The organism is Chryseobacterium sp. PET-29, from assembly GCF_025736815.1.
GTDB classification, from domain to species: domain Bacteria; phylum Bacteroidota; class Bacteroidia; order Flavobacteriales; family Weeksellaceae; genus Chryseobacterium; species Chryseobacterium nepalense.
In genome coordinates this window covers 2467677-2489030 of record NZ_CP107053.1, presented here as the reverse complement: position 1 = coordinate 2489030, position 21354 = coordinate 2467677, and the positions used below count along the sequence as shown (strand labels likewise).

Sequence of the window (21354 nt, the reverse complement as noted above, 5' to 3'; positions counted from 1 at the left end):
ATACTATTCTCCTGCAATAATGCTGTGAAGATTTTGTTTTAATGTTTCCAGATGAGTTTTTTTCTCTTCAATAGAATCAAATGTTTCCTTTAAAAGCGGGTTTTCTCTGGATGGATTCTTGAAGAAGGCAAGGTTGTTTTCCAGTTTCACAATTTCAGCTTCCAGATCCGAGATCTGGCTCTTCATTTTTCTTGCCTTATCGGTTAGCTGGTTTTCAGATAAACCTTCTTCTTTAAGTTCAAGCTCGTTGATTTTATTAAGTTTAAGCTTTTCTCTTAATGTTTTGTTGAATTCTGTATTGATTGAAATCTTATCTCTGGGAACTTTTCCGATATTGTTCCATGCAGTTTTTATCGCTTCAATTTTTTCAATGCTTCCTTCCTCATTGGTCACTGTTTTCAGCTCATCAAGAAGAGCTCTTTTATTTTTGTAATTTTCTTTCCAGTTATCGGTAGACGCATTGCTTTTTTCTCTGTAATTATTGAAAAACGCATTGCAGGCATCACGGAATTCGTCCCAGATTTTATTGGTCATGCTTTTCGGAACGTGCCCGATTTTCTTCCAGTCTTCCTGAAGCTTTTTAAATAAAGGTACCGCGATATCCCACTCTTCATTGTTCTGATTATCTTGGGCTGTCTGGATCAGCTTTAATTTTTCCTCAAGATTGGCTTGCTGAGAACCTTTTAATGATTTGTAATAAGAATTCTTTGTTGTGTTGAAAGCCCTTAAAGTAGTTTTAAAGTCATTCCAGTTCTGATTAGACAACTTTCTTGGCACACTTCCGGTTTTCAGGAATTCCGATCTTAATTCTTCTACTCTTTTAATAGCATTTTGCCAGTAATTATGGTTCGGGTTTTCAGATGGCTCCGAAAGTTTTTTTATTTCAGCAATAATCTGATTTTTCTTTTCAAGATTTTCATTTTGTTCTGTTTCGATGGCAGCAGAAAGTTCGGATTTTCTTTCATGGATTTTATTGGAAATTTCTTTAAATTCCTCCCATGTTTTTTCGCGGAACTCTTCTGCTACCGGCTCAGCTTCTTCTTTCCATAATTTATGAAGGTACTGAAGCTCATTCAGTGCTTTTTGAATGACAGGTTCCTGTTCCAGCTGTTTTGCACGCTCAATGATGTGCTGTCTTTTTTCAAGATTATGGCTGTATTCCTGTTCAAGAAATTCTTTGTTGAGATCCAGCATCTGGTAAAACTGATTCAGATGGTGGAAATAATTGTTGTTAAGAATTTTAAATTCAGACTTCGCTACCTGTCCTGCCTTAGACCAGTCTTCCTTAATCTCTCTTATGGATTTGAAAAGATTGGTTCCGGGTTCGGAATTGGTATATAGATTTTTAAGTCTTTCAATGATATTCTGACGGTGTTCCAGGTTTTTTTTCTGCTCCTCTTCCTGCCCTTTCTGGTAAGCATCATGCTTTTCCCTGAAAATATTTACCAGTGCTGAAAATCTAGCCTGCGAAGGATGTTCAAAGCTGAAATTTTCGGGAGCATTTCCGGCATCAATGTATTCGTGTTTTTTGTCCTCCACTTCATCATGGATGTAATGACTTGCTTTTTCTTTAAGCTGATTAAATTTTTTGAAATCTTCACCGGCGTTGGGAGCATTGATAATTTTCTCCATTTCCTTCAGCGTATCACTAAGGGAAAGCTCTACCTCTTCCTGTTCTTCATCATGTTCATGTTCTTCAACGTGAACGCTTTCATCTTTTGGGGTAACGTCTTCTGAAGTTTCTTCCGGAGATTCCGGAGTAAAATTTTTGTTTTCCTCGTTTTCAGAAAGATTGTTTTCTGTAATCATAGCAAATCGTTTATTGTGAGTGGCATTAATATAGCTTCTAAATATATAGCAAAAAAGCCAAATATAGCACTAATTTATGTTATTTTTTTTGAAAGTTCCAAATTTCCCAGGCTTTTTCTGCCTGTTGTTCAAGCATGTAATATCCATTCACTGTTTTTGCCCCTTTTTCTGAAGCTTTGATAATGAATTGCGTATAGTTTGGGTTGTAGATTAAATCAATAATCAGATGGTCTTTTGTGATGCCTTCAAAAGGAAAATCCAAGCATTCTTCAACATTCGGAAAAGTTCCCACCGGAGTACACTGAATGATGATTTTATGATCTTGAACCGTTTTTCTCTGCAGGTTTCTATAATTTATTTCCGTATTTCTGGATACCGTAACAGATGGGATATTATTTTTGTCCAGAATATATTTCACGGCTTTTGCAGCTCCGCCGTTTCCTAATATAATTGCCGATTCCTGATGAGGCTTTTTGTGAAGCAGCAATGTTTTTTCAAACCCGAAAGCATCTGTGTTGTAACCAGTCTTTCTTCCGTTTTCAATCAGAACACAATTCACGGCACCAATTTTTTTTGCCTCATCACTGAGATCATCCAGATAGTCGATGATTTTTTCTTTGTAAGGAATTGTTACGTTAAATCCTATGAGATCAGGAACAGAGAAAAGTTCGTTCACTTCGTGAATTTCTGTTAAATCAAAAATAGTATAAGAATAGCCTTTTAACATCAGTTTCTGAAATTTATCTTCAAAAAACTTTTTAGAAAAAGAATATGATATATTTCTTCCGATGAGGCCTAATTTTTTATTGGAATCCATAGTATAAAAATAAAAAAAAGACTGGAAAAAACCGGTCTTCTAAATAAATATTTTTATAGATTGTTCTATCAAATTTTGTGGAGAAAGAATCTGTTGAAGGATGATTTCTTTATTATCCTTATTTAAATTTTAAAAGATTTTCTATAGTCTGGATCTCCTTTCCTGAAAATCAAAAAACTGAACTATGAAATTTACTAAGATTTTGTCTTACGGAATTAACTTTTAGTAATATAATCTTTACTTATTTTAGAAAATACCCATGAAATACCAAACCCGAAAAGTGCTGCGGTAACCGAAACAATCAGATAATTTTTGCCTACGATCTTTACCGGAAAAGGCAGTGTTTCATTGGCTTTAAAGAACTCGGTATACTGCTGGAAAAAGCAAAGTACAGTTCCCAGGATAAGTCCGGAAATGATTCCCAAAACAACGATAAGAATTCCGGTATAAAAATAAATCTGACGAAGATGACTTAATGGCAATCCTAGTGATACCAAAGATTTTGCCTGCTGCTTCTTGTCAAGTTGTAAAATAATGATGGCTCCTGCAAGGTTAAAGGTTGTAATAAAAATGACCAGCGCAAAAATTAAATAAATAAATAATTTTTCGGTGTTGATCATTTTCCAGAATGCAGCATTTTCTTCTTCTTTTGTTTTAATATCCACATTTTTTCCTAAAGATGACGCAAGCTGCTGTTTTACTGAATTTGTGTTATCAGGGTTTTTCAGTTTGATAACAATCTGATAAGCGGAATGTTTTGGAAGGTTCAACAACTCTTCGGTAAGTTCAATGGGTGCGATAATGTAGTTGTCCAATTGATCTTTACCGGGAAAAACCCCTGTCACAAGAATATCTTTTTTGTTATAAATATCCTCTTCTTTATTGATAATGCCGGTTCCAGGTTTAGGCATAAATACCGTTGCATAGTCAGAATTGGAAGATACCGGAATGGAAAGTCTGTTATCCAGGGAATTTTCCATTAAAACCTCATTGGAATATTTAAAACCCGGATAGGCTCCATAAAAAATATCTTTATCAATAGGATTTACCTTGGTGTAGGCGGAATCTACGCCTCTCAGATAGGCAATGTCGCCTTTTCCGTTATAGCTGATGTAAACTTTTTCTTCAATGACCCTTGAAAAATTACTGATTTCTTTGTTGTTTTTAAGAACAGTATTTATCTTATCAAAATCTTTCAGGGTTTTTCCGGAATTGCTTTTAATAGTAAGATCTGCATGGAGGTTGGAAATGAGCTCCTTGTTGAGATCTTCCAGTCCTGAGAAAACCGAAATAATGACAAACATTGCAGTAACGGCAACCGTCATAGCACCTACTGCAAGCCACGTAATAAACGTAACCGCGGTGCTTCCTTTTTTTGACAAAAGGTATCTGGACGCTATATAAAATGCAATATTTTTCAAAGGTTACAGAATAGGATTATCACCTTCACCTCTTAATTCCCGGTCTAATTTTTCAACGTCATCAAGAGTAGTATCTAAATAAAAGTTTAGATTAGGAATGACACGGACCTGTTTGGCCATTTTCTGACCGATGAAATTTCTGTACTGCGCTTTGCTTTCTTCTATTTCTTTCATCACGGCAGCACGGAATTCCTGAGGAAATATACTCAGGTAGATTTTAGCGATCCCTAGATCTGCGGTCACTTTCACATCAGAAACCGATACCAAAATGCCTTGTCCGCTTTCTGCAGCCTGTTTGCGGAAAAGCTCCGCGAAGTCTTCCTGTATAATCTGTGCTACTTTTCGTTGTCTGTTGCTTTCCATAAGTTGTGCAAATTTAGTACTTTTGTTTGAATTGATACTTTGAAAATTTGAACGTTTATCAAATTTACAACTTAATATATAATTTATGAAATTAGAACATATTGGTATTGCGGTAAAATCTTTGGGAGTTTCTGACGAGCTTTTTTCCAAACTTCTGGGAAAAGAATCTTATAAAAAAGAAACTGTGGAAAGAGAGGGAGTTGTTACGTCATTCTATGAGGCAGGAGAAAGTAAAATCGAACTTCTGGAAGCCAGTAAAGAAGAAAGTCCAATCTCTAAATTTATTGATAAAAAAGGGGAGGGTATTCATCATTTGGCTTTTGGGGTTGAAAATATTCTGCATGAAATTGAACGGTTAAAAAAAGAAGGATTTGAATTTATTTCCGAAGAACTCAAGGAAGGAGCTGATAATAAATTAATTGTCTTTCTGCATCCGAAATGTACGAATGGGGTACTGGTAGAACTTTGTCAAGAAAAGCAATAAAAAATTTTGTAGTGCCAGAAATTTTATTATTTTTGCAGTCACAAAATTCAACCAATTTTGCGGTCCTATAGCTCAGTTGGTTAGAGCACCTGACTCATAATCAGGTGGTCCCTGGTTCGAGCCCAGGTGGGACCACGAAAGTGAAGAATAGATTTCTTCAAAAAATTACAAAGCCTCTATTTTAGGGGCTTTTTTGTATATCAATTTGTCAGGGTTGATGTCTTTCATCAAAAAATTATACCTTTTTTCTCCCCGAAATAAATACGTTTTGTAACTAATTAGATATTAAAAGCATATGCTGCTGCTGATAGATCGACTAAAAGTATTATAAATAATTGATATCGATTAATACTTTAAAATTTGGCTACAAAATTACTTATTGTAGTTTTTTTCAAACAAGATTGGTTTAATCTCAATACGTCATGCATAAAATAATAATGATTTGGTATTGAAAAAACATATATTAATTAAAATTAAAATTGAAAAATAATTTTCATAATAAAATATTAATGGTGATATCATTATGCTGATTGGTTTTAAATGTGTTTTTTAGGAAAATTATTTATTATTAATGTATTAAACGCGAATAAGATTCATTTAAAAAATTGGACTGGCAGACTTACTTTTTAAATTGAGCTTTTTATATCTTTGCATCAAATTAAATACTAAGATTTATGAAACTAAAATCTATATTTTTTGTAGGAGTCTTTTTATGTAGTGTAGGACTCATGACTGCGCAGGCTCCCGCTAATTATTATAATGGAACAACAGGACTTACTGGAAGTGCTTTAAAAACTAAATTATCTCAAATTATTGATGTTGCACTAGATAAAGGTTATAGTGGTTTATGGACTGCATATCAGACAACCGATAGAGACTATTATTATGAAAACAATGGAAAAGTTCTGGATATGTATTCAGAAAGGCCCACTGCTGCAGACCCTTATGAATATACTATTGTTACCAATCAATGTGGAAATTATCAAACTGAAGGAGATTGCTATAATAGAGAACATTTAGTGCCTCAAAGTTTATTTAATTCGGCTAATCCAATGCATAATGATGTACATTTTATTCCACCTACAGACGGAAAAGTAAATGGAATGAGGTCTGATTGGCCGTTCGGAAAGGTTTCTAATCCAACCTGGACTTCATTGAATGGTTCCAAGCTTGGACAGAGTGCTACTTCAGGATATTCGGGTACTGTTTTTGAGCCAATTGATGAATTTAAGGGAGATATCGCAAGAATGATTTTCTATTTTGTTACCAGATATGAGAACAAGCTTGCCAACTTCTCGTCAGGTAATATGTTAGGAAACACGGCTTTTCCAGGGCTTCAAACCTGGGAGCTAAATGTTTTGCTCTTATGGAATGATATGGATCCCGTTTCTCAGAGAGAAATTGACCGTAACAACGCTGCCTACACATGGCAAAATAACCGAAATCCTTATATCGATAATCCTCAGTGGGTGCATGATGTATGGGGATATTCTACATTATCTGCCAATGATGTGGTAAAAGATACTGCTGTCTTGTATTCTCTTTACCCCAATCCGGCAAAAGATATAATTTCACTTTCAGGAAGGGATATTGCGAAAATAGAGAAATTAGAAATTTATAATTCATTAGGTCAATTGATCAAAAAAAATAATCTGCCTTTCAAAAATACAAATACAGTTGATGTTAAAGATTTAAAGCCAGGGGTATATTATTTTGTCACTGAACGTTTTTCTACCAAGTTTATTAAAGAATAGACGTGTTGATATATATTGAATTATTAGCATTTTTCTGCTAATAGCAAACATCATAGTAAAAAAGGCATTCCTGAAGGAATGCCTTTTTTACTATGATGAAATGAAAGTGAACGATATTTCTTATGTAATTTGATTATTTTACATATTTGCTTTTCAGGCACTCAGGCTTAAATCTTTTGAGATATTTCTATAACAATTGTCAAGTTTACAATAATACTATCTTAGAATACTCTATGATTTATAAAATAAATTATTGGTTTTTAGCTTTTTATAGAATCAAAATAATTTTGATATAAATTCTTTATGATATTATTCACAAAATATATCTTTTAAAGGAGAAATAAAAAGGATACTTTTGCACGGTAAAATTGATAATCAATAATTCGAAATAAACTTAGAATGATCAAAATCTACTCAGGAGCATTATTCTTATGCTCCGTTCTGGGTCTTTCTGCTCAGGAAGTAATATGGCAGAAAAACATTAAGTCCTCCTCACAGGATTTCTTAAGCCAGATTACAACAACAATAGATGGGCAATATCTTATATCAGGAAGCTCCATTCAGCAAAAAAAAATGTCTGCCGAGAACCAACAGAATGATGGATACGATTTTCATCTTATAAAACTCAATCAACAAGGGAATGAAGTTTGGGAAAAGTACTTTTCGGGTCAGGATCATGATTTTTTGTCTGCTACGGTCAATACTCAGGAAGGTGGATTTTTGCTTGCAGGTACATCTTTTTCAGGAAAAGGCTTGGATAAAAAAGATGATTCCAAAGGAGGATCTGACATATGGTTGATCAGAATCAATGAAAATGGCGATGAGATATGGCAGAAAACGTTAGGCAGCAGAAGGGATGAAGAAGCAAAAGCTGTAATCCAGGCAACAGACCTGGGATTCTTTGTTTCAGGAACGGTTGAAACCACGGGAGCCGGCTTTGGTTCGAAAGATATTTGGATCATAAAGCTTGATAAAAGTGGTAAAGAATTATCCCAGGTCACTATTGGAGGAAAAGGTTTGGATGTTGTTGAAAAGATGATTCCGACGAAAGATGGCGGAGCGTTAATTGGTGCATATTCAAGAAGCAAAGCAGGAGGATCTAAAAAGACAGATAATTTTGGAGAGGGAGATTATTGGATCCTTAAGTTTGATAAAGATGGAAAACTAGAGTGGGAGAAAAATTTTGGAGGTAAAGAGGATGATCACCTGAGAACAATTTCAGTAACCTCTTCCGGATTTTTTATAGCAGGTGAATCGCGTTCGGATATTTCAGGAAATAAATCTGTAGGGGTTAAAGATGGAACAGATTTATGGATGATCATGCTTAATGAAAAAGGAGAGGAAATCTGGCAGAAATCATATAATTTCAAAAACAGAGATGTATTGATGGGTGCAAGTGTTTTACATACTTCAGACGATAAATTATCAAAAGGAATTCTTCTTGGAGGATATAGTCAGGCGGAAGGAGCTATTGGCGATGAGGAGGAAACTTTCTGGATTTTATATCTGGATTACGCTGGGAATGAGATGTGGCGCAAATATGTTAAAGGTGAATCAAGAAAGAAAATTGAAAGGCTTGCAGATCTGAAATTAAACAGAGATGGATCTATATTACTTGCAGGTACCAGTGCAGAGGAGCTAGGGAAGGAAAACTGGAAAATCATAAAACTTGGTGACAAGGAGGTTAGCAAACTTATTGAGAAATCTGATATTAAAATATATCCTAACCCAGTTACAGATTATGCTTACGTTGAAATTGGCTTTGAGTTTAAAGAAGCTGATATTTCATTGTATGATATGGGAGGAAGACAGATTCAGACCATCAAAACAAGGAATTCTGTTACAAAAATAAATACTCAATCTCTGCTTCAGGCTGTGTATCTGGTTCATATAAAAACAGACGAAGGTAAAGTGGCAAGCGCCAAACTAATAAAAAAATAATAACTATTAATGAAAAACTTAAAAAGATACCTGACTTGTATTTTATACATTTCTTGTCAGATTATTTATGCGCAGGGTAAAACTGTGGAAGATTATAATCTTGGGAAAAAGATAAACGTCAGCAATAATTACAATGTTGGTAAGCTTAGCTTGTCTGTACCTTTATATGACATCAATCTGGGAAGACTTTCTTTAAAGGGTACCGTAGATTACCAGCAGGAGATTCCTAAAACCGAACCATCCATGGTGGGAGCAAACTGGTACTTTAACATGTTCGGCAAAATAACAGTGGCATATAAAAAGCCGGGAGATTTGCTTTCTCCTCAGCTACTTGGAGCTAATACGCCCAGTGGATTCCACAGTATGGGAAAAAATAATTGTCTCATTTCAACACCAGGTAATGGCGCTACAAAAAAGCAACTTTTAACAAATCCAAATACGGACACCAGTTTTTACACGTATGAACCCAATACTTTTTATTTTGATTTCCTCGGATATACAGGGTATATGGTGTATGACAACGTTGGAAAGTTTCTGGTGTATTCTGAGAATGGAAACCTGACGGCATCATGGTCAGGAGAAAAATGCCATAATATTTTTCAGCCGATTTTGTCATTCCCGGAAATTGTAATGAAAGATGATAAAGGAAATGAGTTTTATTTCGGTGGCGATTATAATTCTATGGACATCTATTACGGAAAGACCAAGTACAACTATAGCTCTTTTAGCGATGATGGAACTTTTAGCTATTTTACTGATTTTTATACAAACAGACAAACCAATTATATTTCTGCGTTTTACTTGAAAAAGGTAAAATTATCAAATGGAAGGCTGCTAGAGGCATATTATAAAAATAGTAACAGAACAATTCTTGATCCTTTTACAAATGGGGGAGAATATGTTAACGGGGATTATCCTAATGGAATTCCTGCTAACAATATCTTGTTGAACAATAATATTTTTCTGGGGCAAGGCAATGGCCAGGATTTTAATAACTATACAGATACTTCTTCAATGAACTCATGGGCGATGAGTCAGACCAGAGTTAATATCTTTCAGAAATTAGCAGTCATTGATTCCGTAAAAATATCGGATTACGGAACATTAAGCTTTAATTATGTTCAGGGTAATAATACTTACACGAAGCCTTTTCTGAAAAAAATTCAGTTAAAAAGCTATAGCAAAAAGATAAAGGATATTGATTTTAATTATAATAACGCTCAGTTACAAGAGATTAATAATAATAATGAAAAATATAGCTTTACCTATTATACCGGTTCTGGAAACAATTACCAAACGGATCCTTCAGGAATCAGTTATTTAAGTGGCTATATAGGTTATCTCAAAAGTGTTGTATATCCCACAAAAGGAAGAGAAGAATTTATTTATGAGCAAAATGATGTTTCGAAGATAAATTTTTTCACAAGAAGCAGTTACGGAACGGAGAATAACGTGTTTATGAATAAAGATTCTAAAATTGATGGTCAACGATTATCAATGATACAGACTTTTGACAACACCAATACTCAGATAGGCCTGAAAAAGTATGAATATAAAAATGATGATGGAACGTCGTCCGGTATTCTTATCTATAAAGATCAAACCAGCGTTTTTGTAGACGATTTGAATTGGTTTAATTCCGGTACTACGACAACATCCAATTCGTTTAAAGGATATTATGATGAATATGTACGATATAGCAGGGTAAGGGAAGAAATTACAGGTAAGGAAAAAAATGATTATTATTTTACGGATCTTATTACGAATCCTGATTCTATTGCCACTAAAGTCCACTCTAGTAACAATAATCCTAGTGCACCACAGATCGCACAAAGCAAATTGCCGTTAAAAGTCAATAAAAATAACGAGAGAGGAAAACTGTATAAGATGGTTAAGCATAATAATGATATGCTTGGAGTCTTGGTGAAAAATATAAGATATACGAATTTCTTAAAAAATGCTTATCCGCTCAATGAACTATCTGATAACTGTACAGATTGTAGAATATCAGACAGCAGATATTTCGTGGAAGCAAAAGCTGCGTTATGGGCACCAAATCTGAATAATCCATCACAGCTTGAATATATCGGATATTATCAATATCAACCTGTTTTGCCATATCTGCCAATAGCTATAGAGACTACGGAACAGATTCCATATCAGACTGTTGCTGGCAATCCTGTCGGGAGTAAATTATTTAATAGTGAGAAGTATATTAAATATAACACCAAATATTTATACTGGCATCCATATGAAATAGAAACAACAGAAAATTTATCTCATGATTGGAACCTGCCGGGAAATCCTCCTGTCTACAATGGAAAAATAGCATCAAGAACATATTATCCACAAGATATTATCAGAGCCAATACAGCTTGCATAACAGGAAATTGTCCTCCTGATAACAATGCGGTGGGAGGGAAGTTCTCGATTTATAAATACATGGCAAATCAAAATCTGGTAATGCCAGTTATTGAGGCAAGAGTGAATGCTTCTAACAAAACGGCTTTGGAAGAGGAAATTTATTCTAAAGATGCGGCAACAGGAAATTTAGTTATGCCAACCCGAAGAAGAACCTCCCTGCTTGATTCTAACTTCTCCTTAGATAATGTGGCGGCAGCAACTGTAGAAGATAAAGAGACTATGGAATTGTATGATAATTTAGGAAATCTTCTGCAATCAAGAAGCAGTAATGGTATTCCAAATACTACGATCTATGGTTATAATCAAACCCTTCCCATTGCAGAAGTCAAGGGGGCCACTTATTCACAGGTTATGCAGGCTTTTAATCTTGATCCTGTTAATAACACTTCATACCTTGATCTGGAGATTGTAAAAAAATCCAATCTGGATAAAAATGAAACTGCGGAAGCTGATCTACATTTAGAGCTGGATAAATTCAGAACAAAGCCTGAATTAAAAGACTTTCAGATTGAAACATTTGCTTATGATCCCCTAATAGGAGTTAAATCGGTGACTGATGCGAATGGTGTAAAAAGTTCTTATCAATATGACGCACTGAACAGGCCTAAAAAAGTATTTGATGCCAATGGGGATCCTATTAAGACATTTGATTATAATTTCGCACCGACAAGATATTACAATAGCTATCTTATTAAAACTTTATATAGAAACAATTGTGGATCTAATGCCCACGGAGGTCTTCATTTGTACTTTGTACCTGAAAACAAATATTTTTCAACGGTTAGCCAGGCGGACGCAGAACAGATGGCAGAGAATGAAGCTGCAACTGTAGGGCAAGTCGAAGCTAATACGTATGGCTTATGTTATCCTAAATCTCAATGTTCCCTGACGATGGCTAACAATTTTGTTTCATTAGGTTCAGAAGTATATAGTTATATGAATAATTATAATGTTGTATTTAAACTTTCCTTCAGAAATTATCCTATAAATGCAAGTTATTGGAATAATGAAATTCAAATCGCACAAATTGGCGGAAGTTGTGTTCCTTCTGTGGAAAGGACAATAAGCAATTATGTTGAACCACCGGGTGGATATTTCGGAGATACTCCGGCTAACAGAACCTGGAGGGTCAGAATAGATAATGCAGGAAGAGTTTATGTAAAACTATTATCAGGGTCCGTTGGAAATAACTCAGCTAACCCATTAAAATTTGAATTCGAATACTAATATGAAAAGCTATAAAATATTATTTATAATTCTTTTCTCATGGGCAAACGTCTATTATGCACAGAGTTTAGGATTATCAAATGCCGAAAACTACATTTCAGTAAAGAATTATGTGTCTAAAGGATCAGACACTTTAACAAAACCACCTTTACAAACTGTACAATATTTTGATGGTATTGGAAGAGTAAAGCAGAGCGTTAAAGTAAAATATACACCGCAAGGAAATGACCTGGTAAGTCACAAGGTCTATGATGAGTTTGGAAGAGAGGCTAGAGAATATCTTCCCGTTCCTCAGCCAGGTACACAAAATGGGGCTTTTTATACCAATCCTTTAACAAATGCAACAAATCCTGCCATATATGGTAACGAAAAAATCTATTCCGAAAAAATATTTGAAAGTTCTCCTTTCGACAATATTCAGAAACAATTTCAGGTAGGCAATGACTGGTCTGGCAGTCCTGTTCAATTCGGTTACGACAGGAATATCGCCGGAGAGGTAAAAAAATATGTAACGGTAACAAGCTGGTCTAATGGAGCAACATCTTCTTTATTAAATATAAGCGGCAGCTACGGCAATAGTGAGTTATATAAAAAAATAAGGGTAGATGAAGATAATATTCAGGTTATTGAATTTATTGATGCACAAGGGAAATTAGTATTAAACAGAAAAGTTATCAGTAGCTCGGAAAATGCTGATACATATTATGTATATAATGAGTATGACCAACTGGCTTTTGTTATTCCTCCATCAGCTGCCAGCTTAACCAATATTGATACTACAAATCTAAATACTTTATGTTATCAGTATCGTTATGATAATAAAGGTCGTTTGGTTGAAAAGAGACAACCCGGAAAAGAAGGATGGGAATTCATCGTATATGATAAACAGGACAGGATTGTTCTTACACAAGATCCCATGCTGGCTTCAGTGAATAATAATTTTAATAAGAAAGGCTGGATTTTTACTAAATACGATCAGTTCGGCAGAATCGTCTATACGGGATTTTTTGCAAATACTGCAAGTAGATTGTCAATGCAGACTGCCTTAAATAACATGGCTGCTAATGCCGCAAACAATGAAGTACGGACTAATACACCATTTTCACTCAATGGTTTGGATATTTGGTATACAAAAAATGCATTCCCCACAGGAAGTATGACCATACTAAGTGTTAACTATTATGATACATACCCTTTTGCATCACCACTCTTTCCTACACAAATCTTAGGACAAACAGTACTTTCAGATGGACAGAGCTCATCTGTTAATACTAAAAATTTGCCGCTTGCATCCTTTGTCAAAAACATTGATGATGATAACTGGACCAAAGGTTATAATTCGTATGATCTTAAAGGAAGGCTTATTGCAACTTACTCAATTAATTATTTAGGAGGATATACAAAAAGAGAGCAGTTGCTGGATTTCTCAGGTTTAATCAAGGAATCTTATGTATATCATAAAAGAACGATTAATGATGAAGAAGTCCGCACAAAAGAAACGATTGAGTATGATAAACAAAATAGAATATTAGCTCAAAAGCATAAGGTTAATAATCAGCAGGAGGAACCTCTAAGCTTAAATTCTTATAATGAACTAGGCCAATTAACACAAAAAAAAGTAGGACAGGATGATGATCATCTTGTGCCTTTACAGACAATTACCTATAAATATAACATCAGAGGATGGGTTACGCAGGTTAATGATCCGGAAAATTTAGGATCAAGCTTTTTTGCAATGAAGCTGAAATATCAAAACCCACAAGATGTTCAAAATGGAATAGCTAAGTATAACGGAAGTGTTTCAGAAATGGATTGGAAAACATCTGTTGACGGATTATACAGAAGATATGCATATAAATATGATCAGTTAAACAGACTTACAGAAGGGATATTTCTAACGCCATATTTAACATCTGAGACGCAAAACCACTTTTATGATGAAATTCTAACGTATGATAAAAATAGCAATATTAAGACGCTCAATAGATTTCAGGCACCTTCGTTGGGATTAAACACACCGATGAAAATCGATGAATTAACTTATGAATACGCAAATAATAACCTTTCTAACAGGCTCTCTAAGGTAACAGATGGTGTTCCTAATGATTCAGGATATCCAACCGGTGGAAATATAATTGATTATGATTTAAATGGTAATATGACCAATCAAAAAGATAAAGGCATATCTGCGATTGTATATAATTATCTTAATCTTCCCAGACAATTTACAACCAGCCAAGGGAATATATCTTATCTATACAGAGCTGACGGAACAAAACTCAGGAAAACCCTTACTGCCATAACGACTGATTATTTAGATGGATTTCAGTATGAAAACGGAATTTTAAAGGTGATTCCTACTACTGAGGGAATTTATGCATATGACAGAACACAGTACATCTATAATTATAAAGACCATTTGGGAAATATTAGATTTACATATGGGTCAGTAGACGGTGGAGGAATTATTTTCTGGAAAGAAAATAACTATTATCCTTTCGGGTTAATGCATAAAGGCTACAATGGATCTGATAATTTGCAGGAGTATTCGGTGCCTTATTATGATCGATATAGTGGAAAAGAGTTACAGGAAACAGGAATGTATGATTTCGGGGCGAGATTTTATATGCCTGATTTAGGGAGATGGGGAGCCATCGACCCCTTATCTGAAAAATATCATGGCTTTAGTCCATACAATTATACCTTAAATAATCCGCTTAATATGATTGATCCGGACGGAAGAGCTGTTTATCCTCCCAGAAAAGGATTGGCATATTGGGCTGATAATGATGGAATCTTTAGATGGAATGCTCAAAATAAAATGTATGAGCATTATGGAAATACTCCGGAAAATCCAACAGTTTCGAATGGCTTTTTAGGATATTATGAAGTGCCGGAATCCGCTACGGCTGAAGTAACTGCTAATGCCCCTTCCGGTGAGGGTGTTATTGCAAAAGGAGATATGCCAAAGGTTAGCTCCGCGCCAAGTAATACAACGCAGCCGGCTCGTAAAGGTATAATACCAAGATATCAGAAGCTGGATGAAATAGTTAATAACCCTGCAACTTCTCCTGCAATGGCAAGATTGGGACAGGTAACGGCCTCTAGTTCAGCAAGAATTATGCGATCTGTAGAAAGTGTAGGAAAAATAGGAAGAGAAGTTTGGTGGGGACCAAAATCTATTGGTACCTTTAGAACACCAACCAGATTGGCGGGCGGTCTCGCGAATACTTTGGAAGCCGGAGGAACTGCTTTAGGTTATTTTGGTTTGGGCTTTACGTCCTATCAATATCTATCGGGGCAAATCACAGGTACAGAAGCCTTTTTTGATGCCGGAGCTGGAATCCTGAGTTTCTGGTGTCCTTTATGCGGAATGTTTTATTTCGGTGGAAAAACATTATGGGAACAAACCACAGGAACACCTGTATTTAAAAAACCTGAAGGTATTTCAAACGAGATTACTCCGTTGTTTGGTCAACCATTTATCTTTAAATAAAAATGAAAGTATATAACTATTTCGCTTTTTCAACGTATAAACTCCTTGAAAGTATTTTCAAAAAAGATAATGAAAGGCTTTTAGTACTCAAAACATCCTTTATTATTTCACTGCTAATATTACTTGTATTGTACTCTATAAAGGGAATTTTTGAACTGAATGGTTATAATGATACCGTAATTCCTCCGTTGTATATCTTTTTGCTGATTGTAATAATATGGCTGCCAAATTATATTTACCTTAACAAAAAGAATTTTCTTATGGATAATAATGTTTTTTCTCTAAAAAACGTTATTCAGGTTCTGTTGCTTATAATCGCAGTTGTTACTGGATTTATAATAATTGCCAATAAAAATAGAGAAAGAATATTCAAAGAAAGAGGATATTCAGAAAAAATGATTAATAATGGAGGCAAAGAAGCATTTGATCCCCAAAAAAAACCAGAGTCATTGGAAGAAGAGATCAGATTATGGTATTATAATACATTTGAAAAAAAGGATAGTAATGACAAAAAATAAAAAAGGTCGTCTCAATTTTGAGACGACCTTTTTTATGTACAATAATATTATATCTAAATTATTTCTTTATATATAAATAAACGGTATTGATTCTTAGCAAAATGTTATAACATTTTATAAGTATATCCTTGAGATAACAGGTTTTACAATTTTAACTACTGAAAAACGGATTATACGCTTTCTCAAAACCAATAGTCGTAGGATTTCCGTGACCTGAGAAAACCTTTGTTTCAGGATCAAGAATAAAAAGTTTCGTTGTGATTCCTTCAATCAGCTGTTCATAATTCCCTTTAAACAGATCCGTTCTGCCAATGCTTCCCTCAAAAAGAACATCTCCGGAAATCATGAATTTTTGCTTCTCATGATGATAGACAATACTTCCCGGCGAATGTCCGGGAACATGGTAAATTTTGAATTTTTCGCCATCCAGTTCCAGTTCGTCATTTTCGCTGATATATCGAATGTCTGCATGGATATGCTCAAGCGCCATCCCGAAACGCATTCCGCTGATCTGGAACATATCAAGCACTTCTTGGTCATCCTTGTGCATAAAAACAGGTACTTTAAAAGTATCGGAAGCCCACTGAAGCCCTAAGATGTGATCAATGTGGGCGTGGGTTAAAAGGATTTTATTAATTTTTAATTCTTTTTCCCTGATAAAATTTTCTAGTGTTTTGGTTTCCGCGTCACTCATATTTCCCGGATCAATCAGCCATGCATTTTTGTTTTCATTATAAATGATGTAGGTGTTTTCGCTGGCGAAATTAAATACGAAACCTTGTGTCTGAAGCATATGATATATATTTTTATAAGTAACAAATGTAATCACAAAAGTTTGGGTTTAAAACAGTCAGGTCTAAATATTTCCCAATTAAAATATCATTAAAACCTGCGAATCGGATGAAAAATCTCGCATTTTTCTTTATCTTCGTCATAATGAAAACTTTGCGAATATTTTTACTTACCCTGGGCGGACTTGTTTTTGGACAAAATATCCAGAGCATTCAGCTGTTTAATCCGCAGACCAATGATGAAACGCCGGTTATTTACTTTAACCAGCAGTTGGTTTTAAGCTTCGACGACCTTACTAATGCCAGCGAAATTTACAGATATACCATCAAACATTATAACAGAAACTGGGAAGATGATAATCTCTTCTTTACCGAATATGCTACAGGAAGTTTAAATGCTCTGCTGGACAGGTTTCAGTATTCCTTCAATACGCTCCAGTCATACACTCATTATAAACTTACGTTCCCGAATGATAAAATGCAGCTTAAAATTTCAGGGAATTATGAAATTATCGTTTACAAAAATTCTGCAGATCAGCCTTTATTCAAGCGAAGATTCTATCTTGTGGAAGATGCTGCAACACTGGCGGTAGGTGTTTCAAGATTTGCTGATGCCAGAAATCCGGAAGCCAATCAGAGAATTGAGGTGAAGGCTGTTTCCAAAGGTGGGGATCTTTCGTCCAACGTCAATTCAATGACGCTGAATGTCATGCAGAATAATAACCCTAATATTGCGATAAACAATTTAAAGCCAAGCGCAACACTTGGGAACCAATTGCTGTTTCAGCAGTTGTCTCTTGTATTTCCCGGAAATAATGAGTTTTATTATTTTGATAATAAAAACATGAATATGGCTGCAGATATGGTTCGTGCAACGGAAGTGAAAGACGGTGTTAATAATACCTATCTTCATCCGGTGTGGGCTTTTCCGCTGAATTACCAATATCAGCCTGATGTTAACGGGGCTTGGTACTACAGAAGAAATGATCTGGGAAGGGAAAGGGATGCAGAAAGAGAAGCGGATTATTCCTGGGTGTATTTTTCACTTGATTCGGATCCTGTAGATAAAGAAATTTATGTATTAGGAGGCTTTAATGATTTCAAGCCGGGTAAAGAGAACCTTATGCAATACGATTCGGAAAACAAAAAATATGTCGCCAGAATATATCTTAAACAAGGTTTCTACAACTATATTCTCGCTACAAAAAACCCGGGTGGCTCCCTTAATTTCGGTGAAGTCAACGGGAACTTCTGGCAGACAGAAAACTTATATCAGGCATTTTTGTACTATGCTCCGTTTGGAAGAAACTATGATGGTTTAATAGGTTATGGTGAATTCAGAACTCCGGTGAGGTAAAGTATTTATTGCTAATTTTAGCTGTAAATATTAAAGCAACCTAAAGCAAACCTTTAAGGTTTTCAAAAAACTGGTTTAAAATCGCAAAAAACAAAAAACCTCACCGACAAACCGGCGGCAAGGCTTAATATAATAATAGTCTGGAAATCAGTTTAATTTAAATATAGCTGTTACAAACAGTGTTTCTTCATTTTCAAAAATATAATGAACAGAAACAGGAAAGTCTTCCATTGAGCAGACGTTAATTCCGTCAGATCTTTCGTGATGCTGTGAGATGTTATTGATAGTGGCTTTAAGGCCTTCCAGAAAATCGATTCCTTTTTGTTTGTTTTCTGCACTAAAAACCCTCATAAGAAGCCTTATGTCATTTTTTGCAATAGAAGAAAGAAGAATTTTCATTTAAGCACAATACTTTTTCAGCTCCGAAATATTTTCGTAAAAATCCAGTTTGGTAGAAGGGTTTTCATTATGAAACTGAATCCTGTATAAAATTTCATCCATATGAAACGGAGAAACCGGAGGAGTCTTCTTCTCTTCAAAGCTTTCCATCATTTTTGCAAAAGCTTCTAAAGCATCAGGACCAAAGTTCTCAATCTTTCTTTTTAAAATTTCTGCAGTTGCACTCATCATTTTTATTTTTAAAGGTTAATGAGGTTGTTTTGATGGGGTAAAGGTAAGAAAAATATTTAAATTTTTAATATTTAGTTTGAAATTTTAGGGGTATAATGAAAATAAAATGTAAATATTTGATATTGTTTCTCGTAATTAGGGGGGGTAGTGGTATTTTTTTTATAAAATTAAATGGTAAATAAAAAAGCCTTCAAAACTGAAGGCTGATATTTAAACTAAATAAAATTCATTGAGCTTTTCCTCACATAGGGTTTTAACAACTTCAATCCATCGGTCTTCGTCATTCAGGCACGGAATATAATGGAAATTTTCGCCGCCGGCTTCTGTAAACTGATGTTTCCCTTCAACCGATATTTCCTCAAGTGTTTCCAGGCAGTCTGAAACAAACGCCGGACAAACAACTGCAAGGTTTTTAATTCCTTTTTTAGGAATGGTTTCAAAGGTTTCATCTGTATAAGGTTCGATCCACTTATCTTTTCCAAGCCTGGACTGAAACGATACAATAACCTTTTCCTTGGGCAGATTCAGTTTTTCAATAACGGTTTCTGTAGTTTTAAAGCACTGGTGGCGATAGCAGAATTGGTGACTCGGGTTATTCTCCCTTGTGCAGCAATCGTTGAGGTTGCAAGTTTTGGTGGGATCTGTTTTAAAGATATGCCTTTCCGGAACCCCATGATATGAGAACTGCAGCGCATCGAAATTTTCAGGAAGTTTCTCGCGAATGCTTTCGGCAAGGCAGTTGATGTAGATTTCACGGTTGTAGAATGGTTGAATATAATTGATTTTTACTCCCGGAAATTTCTGTTTCCTTACTTCTTCAGCTTTTTCAATAACGGTTTCTGTGGTGCTCATCGCATATTGAGGATACAGGGGAAAAAGGACGATTTCGGTGACTCCTTTTTCAGCAAGAGCACGAATTCCCGTTTCAATGCTGGGTTCGGCATACCTCATCCCGATTTCTACAGGAACATCAACCAGTTTCTGTAATTTCTTCCGGATTTTCTCGGTAATAACGATCAAAGGTGATCCTTCATCCGTCCAGACGGTTTTATAGGCTTCGGCGGATTTTGGCGGACGTGTTTTCAGGATGATTCCCTGTACAAGAAGTGCACGGAAGATCCATCTGTAATCAATTACTTTTTCGTCCATCAGGAACTCGTCAAGATATTCCTTTACATCCTTTACATCCGTAGATTTTGGCGAACCGAGATTTACCAATAAAATTCCTTTTTTTGAATTGGAAGATTCTTTCTGCAAGATTTTTTAATTTATAGTTTACTATTCTTCTTCGGATTCTTAGTTTGGTTTTTAAATTATCCGTTAACGGCTTCTACACGTTCTACCAGATCGGGAACGAATTGTTTTAAGATATTTTCAATTCCGTTTTTTAATGTAGCGGTAGAACTTGGACAACCGGAGCATGCTCCCTGCAGAAGCATTTTTGCGGTTTTATTTTCCTGATCATATTCCATTAAAGATATTTTTCCGCCATCGTTTTCTACGGCAGGAGCAACGTATTCATTCAGGATGTCAGAAATTTTCTGCTCGTCTTCTGTGTAGTCTCTGTTGATGATCTTTTCTACAGGGTTTTCATGTTTCTGTGCTTCAATGTCAGAAATTTTTCCTCCGTTCTGAAGGTACTCTGCAATCAATGCACGAACCGTCATCATTACCTGATGCCACTCTACGGAATTGTCTCTTGTTACGGCAACAAAGTTGTCAGAAATAAATACTTCTTTAGCAAAATCGAATTCTTTAAAAATCGCCTCCGCCAAAGGAACTCCGTCTGCAGCGTCTCTTGATTTCACTTCCACAAATCCTTCCAGAAGTAATCTGTTGGAAACGAATTTCATCACATTAGGATTCGGAGTCATTTCAGCATAAATCTGGTAAAGCTCCTTTTTCTTCTGAAGATAAATTCTCGGATTGGCCAGAAGCTCATCCTCAATTACATTTTTCAGGCTTTCCGCAACATGTTCCCATGCTACCGTATCTTGTTTTGCAACTGCTACAAAATTAGCCGTAATAAAAATTCTTTCCACAAACGGATAGTTGAAAAGCTCCTGTGCCATGGGAATTTCTGAAATATCCGAATCTCTGTCCAGTTCAAGAGAACCGGGAATCAGGTTGTAATCCGCCACAAATTTCATCACTTTCGGGTTTTCAGTAGGCTCTATAAGTATAGTATGCATTTTTTCTTTAAATTTGAGATACAAAAATACGCAATTAGAAATTAGAAGAGGGAGGTAAGAAGTTAGATTTTTGCTATCGGTATGATTTAAAAATCATCAATGATAAAACCCAATTCAATCACAATATTAA

General features: G+C 35.2%; 16 protein-coding genes and 1 tRNA gene. 8 read left to right on the top strand and 9 right to left on the bottom strand.

The features are described from left to right. Positions 1 to 3: 3 nt before the first annotated feature. The 4 genes from ODE14_RS11040 to ODE14_RS11025 form a co-directional block, all read right to left on the bottom strand. Positions 4 to 1809, bottom strand: coding sequence for a DUF349 domain-containing protein (locus ODE14_RS11040; RefSeq protein WP_263601485.1), 1806 nt, complete (start codon positions 1807 to 1809; stop codon positions 4 to 6). 79 nt (positions 1810 to 1888) lie between these two features. Beyond that, positions 1889 to 2626 (bottom strand): shikimate dehydrogenase family protein, encoded by a 738-nt coding sequence (locus ODE14_RS11035; RefSeq protein WP_248390952.1) that lies wholly within the window; start codon positions 2624 to 2626, stop codon positions 1889 to 1891. A gap of 215 nt (positions 2627 to 2841) precedes the next feature. Beyond that, complete coding sequence (locus tag ODE14_RS11030) at positions 2842 to 4047, bottom strand: ABC transporter permease (protein ID WP_263601484.1); 1206 nt, start codon at positions 4045 to 4047, stop codon at positions 2842 to 2844. A 3-nt stretch (positions 4048 to 4050) separates the two neighbouring features. Then, positions 4051 to 4410: a ribosome-binding factor A gene (locus ODE14_RS11025; RefSeq protein ID WP_248390957.1), complete on the bottom strand. Its 360-nt coding sequence runs from the start codon at positions 4408 to 4410 to the stop codon at positions 4051 to 4053. Positions 4411 to 4495: 85 nt separating this feature from the next. Between ODE14_RS11025 and mce the strand changes: the two genes are divergently transcribed. From mce to ODE14_RS10990, 7 genes are all read left to right on the top strand, one after another. Then, positions 4496 to 4894, top strand: coding sequence for a methylmalonyl-CoA epimerase (mce, locus tag ODE14_RS11020; protein WP_263601483.1), 399 nt, complete (start codon positions 4496 to 4498; stop codon positions 4892 to 4894). Between the two features lie 61 nt (positions 4895 to 4955). After that, positions 4956 to 5029 (top strand) — tRNA-Ile (locus tag ODE14_RS11015). Between the two features lie 539 nt (positions 5030 to 5568). Next, positions 5569 to 6648, top strand: a complete 1080-nt coding sequence (locus tag ODE14_RS11010) for an endonuclease (RefSeq protein WP_263601482.1) — start codon at positions 5569 to 5571, stop codon at positions 6646 to 6648. A 399-nt stretch (positions 6649 to 7047) separates the two neighbouring features. Beyond that, on the top strand, positions 7048 to 8589 hold the full coding sequence (locus tag ODE14_RS11005; RefSeq protein WP_263601481.1) for a T9SS type A sorting domain-containing protein: 1542 nt from the start codon (positions 7048 to 7050) through the stop codon (positions 8587 to 8589). 9 nt (positions 8590 to 8598) lie between these two features. Beyond that, entirely contained in the window at positions 8599 to 12240 is a 3642-nt protein-coding gene (locus tag ODE14_RS11000) for an RHS repeat protein (RefSeq protein WP_263601480.1), read from the top strand. A gap of 1 nt (position 12241) precedes the next feature. Next, complete coding sequence (locus ODE14_RS10995; protein ID WP_263601479.1) at positions 12242 to 15736, top strand: RHS repeat-associated core domain-containing protein; 3495 nt, start codon at positions 12242 to 12244, stop codon at positions 15734 to 15736. 2 nt (positions 15737 to 15738) lie between these two features. Continuing rightward, entirely contained in the window at positions 15739 to 16254 is a 516-nt protein-coding gene (locus tag ODE14_RS10990) for a hypothetical protein (protein WP_263601478.1), read from the top strand. Positions 16255 to 16405: 151 nt separating this feature from the next. Here ODE14_RS10990 and ODE14_RS10985 read toward each other — a convergent pair whose 3' ends face one another. After that, positions 16406 to 17047, bottom strand: a complete 642-nt coding sequence (locus ODE14_RS10985) for an MBL fold metallo-hydrolase (RefSeq protein WP_263601477.1) — start codon at positions 17045 to 17047, stop codon at positions 16406 to 16408. A gap of 143 nt (positions 17048 to 17190) precedes the next feature. On the opposite strand from ODE14_RS10985, the gene ODE14_RS10980 reads away from it, so the two are divergent. Beyond that, positions 17191 to 18402 (top strand): DUF5103 domain-containing protein, encoded by a 1212-nt coding sequence (locus ODE14_RS10980; protein WP_263601476.1) that lies wholly within the window; start codon positions 17191 to 17193, stop codon positions 18400 to 18402. A gap of 147 nt (positions 18403 to 18549) precedes the next feature. Here ODE14_RS10980 and ODE14_RS10975 read toward each other — a convergent pair whose 3' ends face one another. From ODE14_RS10975 to ODE14_RS10960, 4 genes are all read right to left on the bottom strand, one after another. Beyond that, complete coding sequence (locus ODE14_RS10975; RefSeq protein WP_263601475.1) at positions 18550 to 18801, bottom strand: hypothetical protein; 252 nt, start codon at positions 18799 to 18801, stop codon at positions 18550 to 18552. After that, positions 18802 to 19032 carry a hypothetical protein gene (locus ODE14_RS10970; RefSeq protein WP_248391094.1) on the bottom strand — a complete coding sequence of 77 codons (231 nt, stop codon included), beginning with the start codon at positions 19030 to 19032 and terminating at the stop codon, positions 18802 to 18804. Positions 19033 to 19242: 210 nt separating this feature from the next. After that, positions 19243 to 20289, bottom strand: a complete 1047-nt coding sequence (hemH, locus tag ODE14_RS10965; protein ID WP_412059339.1) for a ferrochelatase — start codon at positions 20287 to 20289, stop codon at positions 19243 to 19245. A gap of 56 nt (positions 20290 to 20345) precedes the next feature. Continuing rightward, complete coding sequence (locus ODE14_RS10960; protein ID WP_263601474.1) at positions 20346 to 21224, bottom strand: NifU family protein; 879 nt, start codon at positions 21222 to 21224, stop codon at positions 20346 to 20348. Positions 21225 to 21354: the final 130 nt, after the last annotated feature.

Excerpts from the sequence above, each read along its gene's own strand:
- ODE14_RS11025 (WP_248390957.1), bottom strand. The coding sequence starts at position 4,410 with ATGGAAAGCAACAGACAACGAAAAGTAGCACAGATTATACAGGAAGAC.
- ODE14_RS11035 (WP_248390952.1), bottom strand. The coding sequence starts at position 2,626 with ATGGATTCCAATAAAAAATTAGGCCTCATCGGAAGAAATATATCATAT.
- ODE14_RS11005 (WP_263601481.1), top strand. The coding sequence starts at position 7,048 with ATGATCAAAATCTACTCAGGAGCATTATTCTTATGCTCCGTTCTGGGT.
- ODE14_RS10990 (WP_263601478.1), top strand. The coding sequence starts at position 15,739 with ATGAAAGTATATAACTATTTCGCTTTTTCAACGTATAAACTCCTTGAA.
- mce (WP_263601483.1), top strand. The coding sequence starts at position 4,496 with ATGAAATTAGAACATATTGGTATTGCGGTAAAATCTTTGGGAGTTTCT.
- ODE14_RS10995 (WP_263601479.1), top strand. The coding sequence starts at position 12,242 with ATGAAAAGCTATAAAATATTATTTATAATTCTTTTCTCATGGGCAAAC.
- ODE14_RS10960 (WP_263601474.1), bottom strand. The coding sequence starts at position 21,224 with ATGCATACTATACTTATAGAGCCTACTGAAAACCCGAAAGTGATGAAA.
- ODE14_RS10975 (WP_263601475.1), bottom strand. The coding sequence starts at position 18,801 with ATGAAAATTCTTCTTTCTTCTATTGCAAAAAATGACATAAGGCTTCTT.
- ODE14_RS11000 (WP_263601480.1), top strand. The coding sequence starts at position 8,599 with ATGAAAAACTTAAAAAGATACCTGACTTGTATTTTATACATTTCTTGT.
- ODE14_RS10970 (WP_248391094.1), bottom strand. The coding sequence starts at position 19,032 with ATGATGAGTGCAACTGCAGAAATTTTAAAAAGAAAGATTGAGAACTTT.
- ODE14_RS11040 (WP_263601485.1), bottom strand. The coding sequence starts at position 1,809 with ATGATTACAGAAAACAATCTTTCTGAAAACGAGGAAAACAAAAATTTT.
- ODE14_RS11010 (WP_263601482.1), top strand. The coding sequence starts at position 5,569 with ATGAAACTAAAATCTATATTTTTTGTAGGAGTCTTTTTATGTAGTGTA.
- ODE14_RS10980 (WP_263601476.1), top strand. The coding sequence starts at position 17,191 with ATGAAAACTTTGCGAATATTTTTACTTACCCTGGGCGGACTTGTTTTT.
- ODE14_RS10985 (WP_263601477.1), bottom strand. The coding sequence starts at position 17,047 with ATGCTTCAGACACAAGGTTTCGTATTTAATTTCGCCAGCGAAAACACC.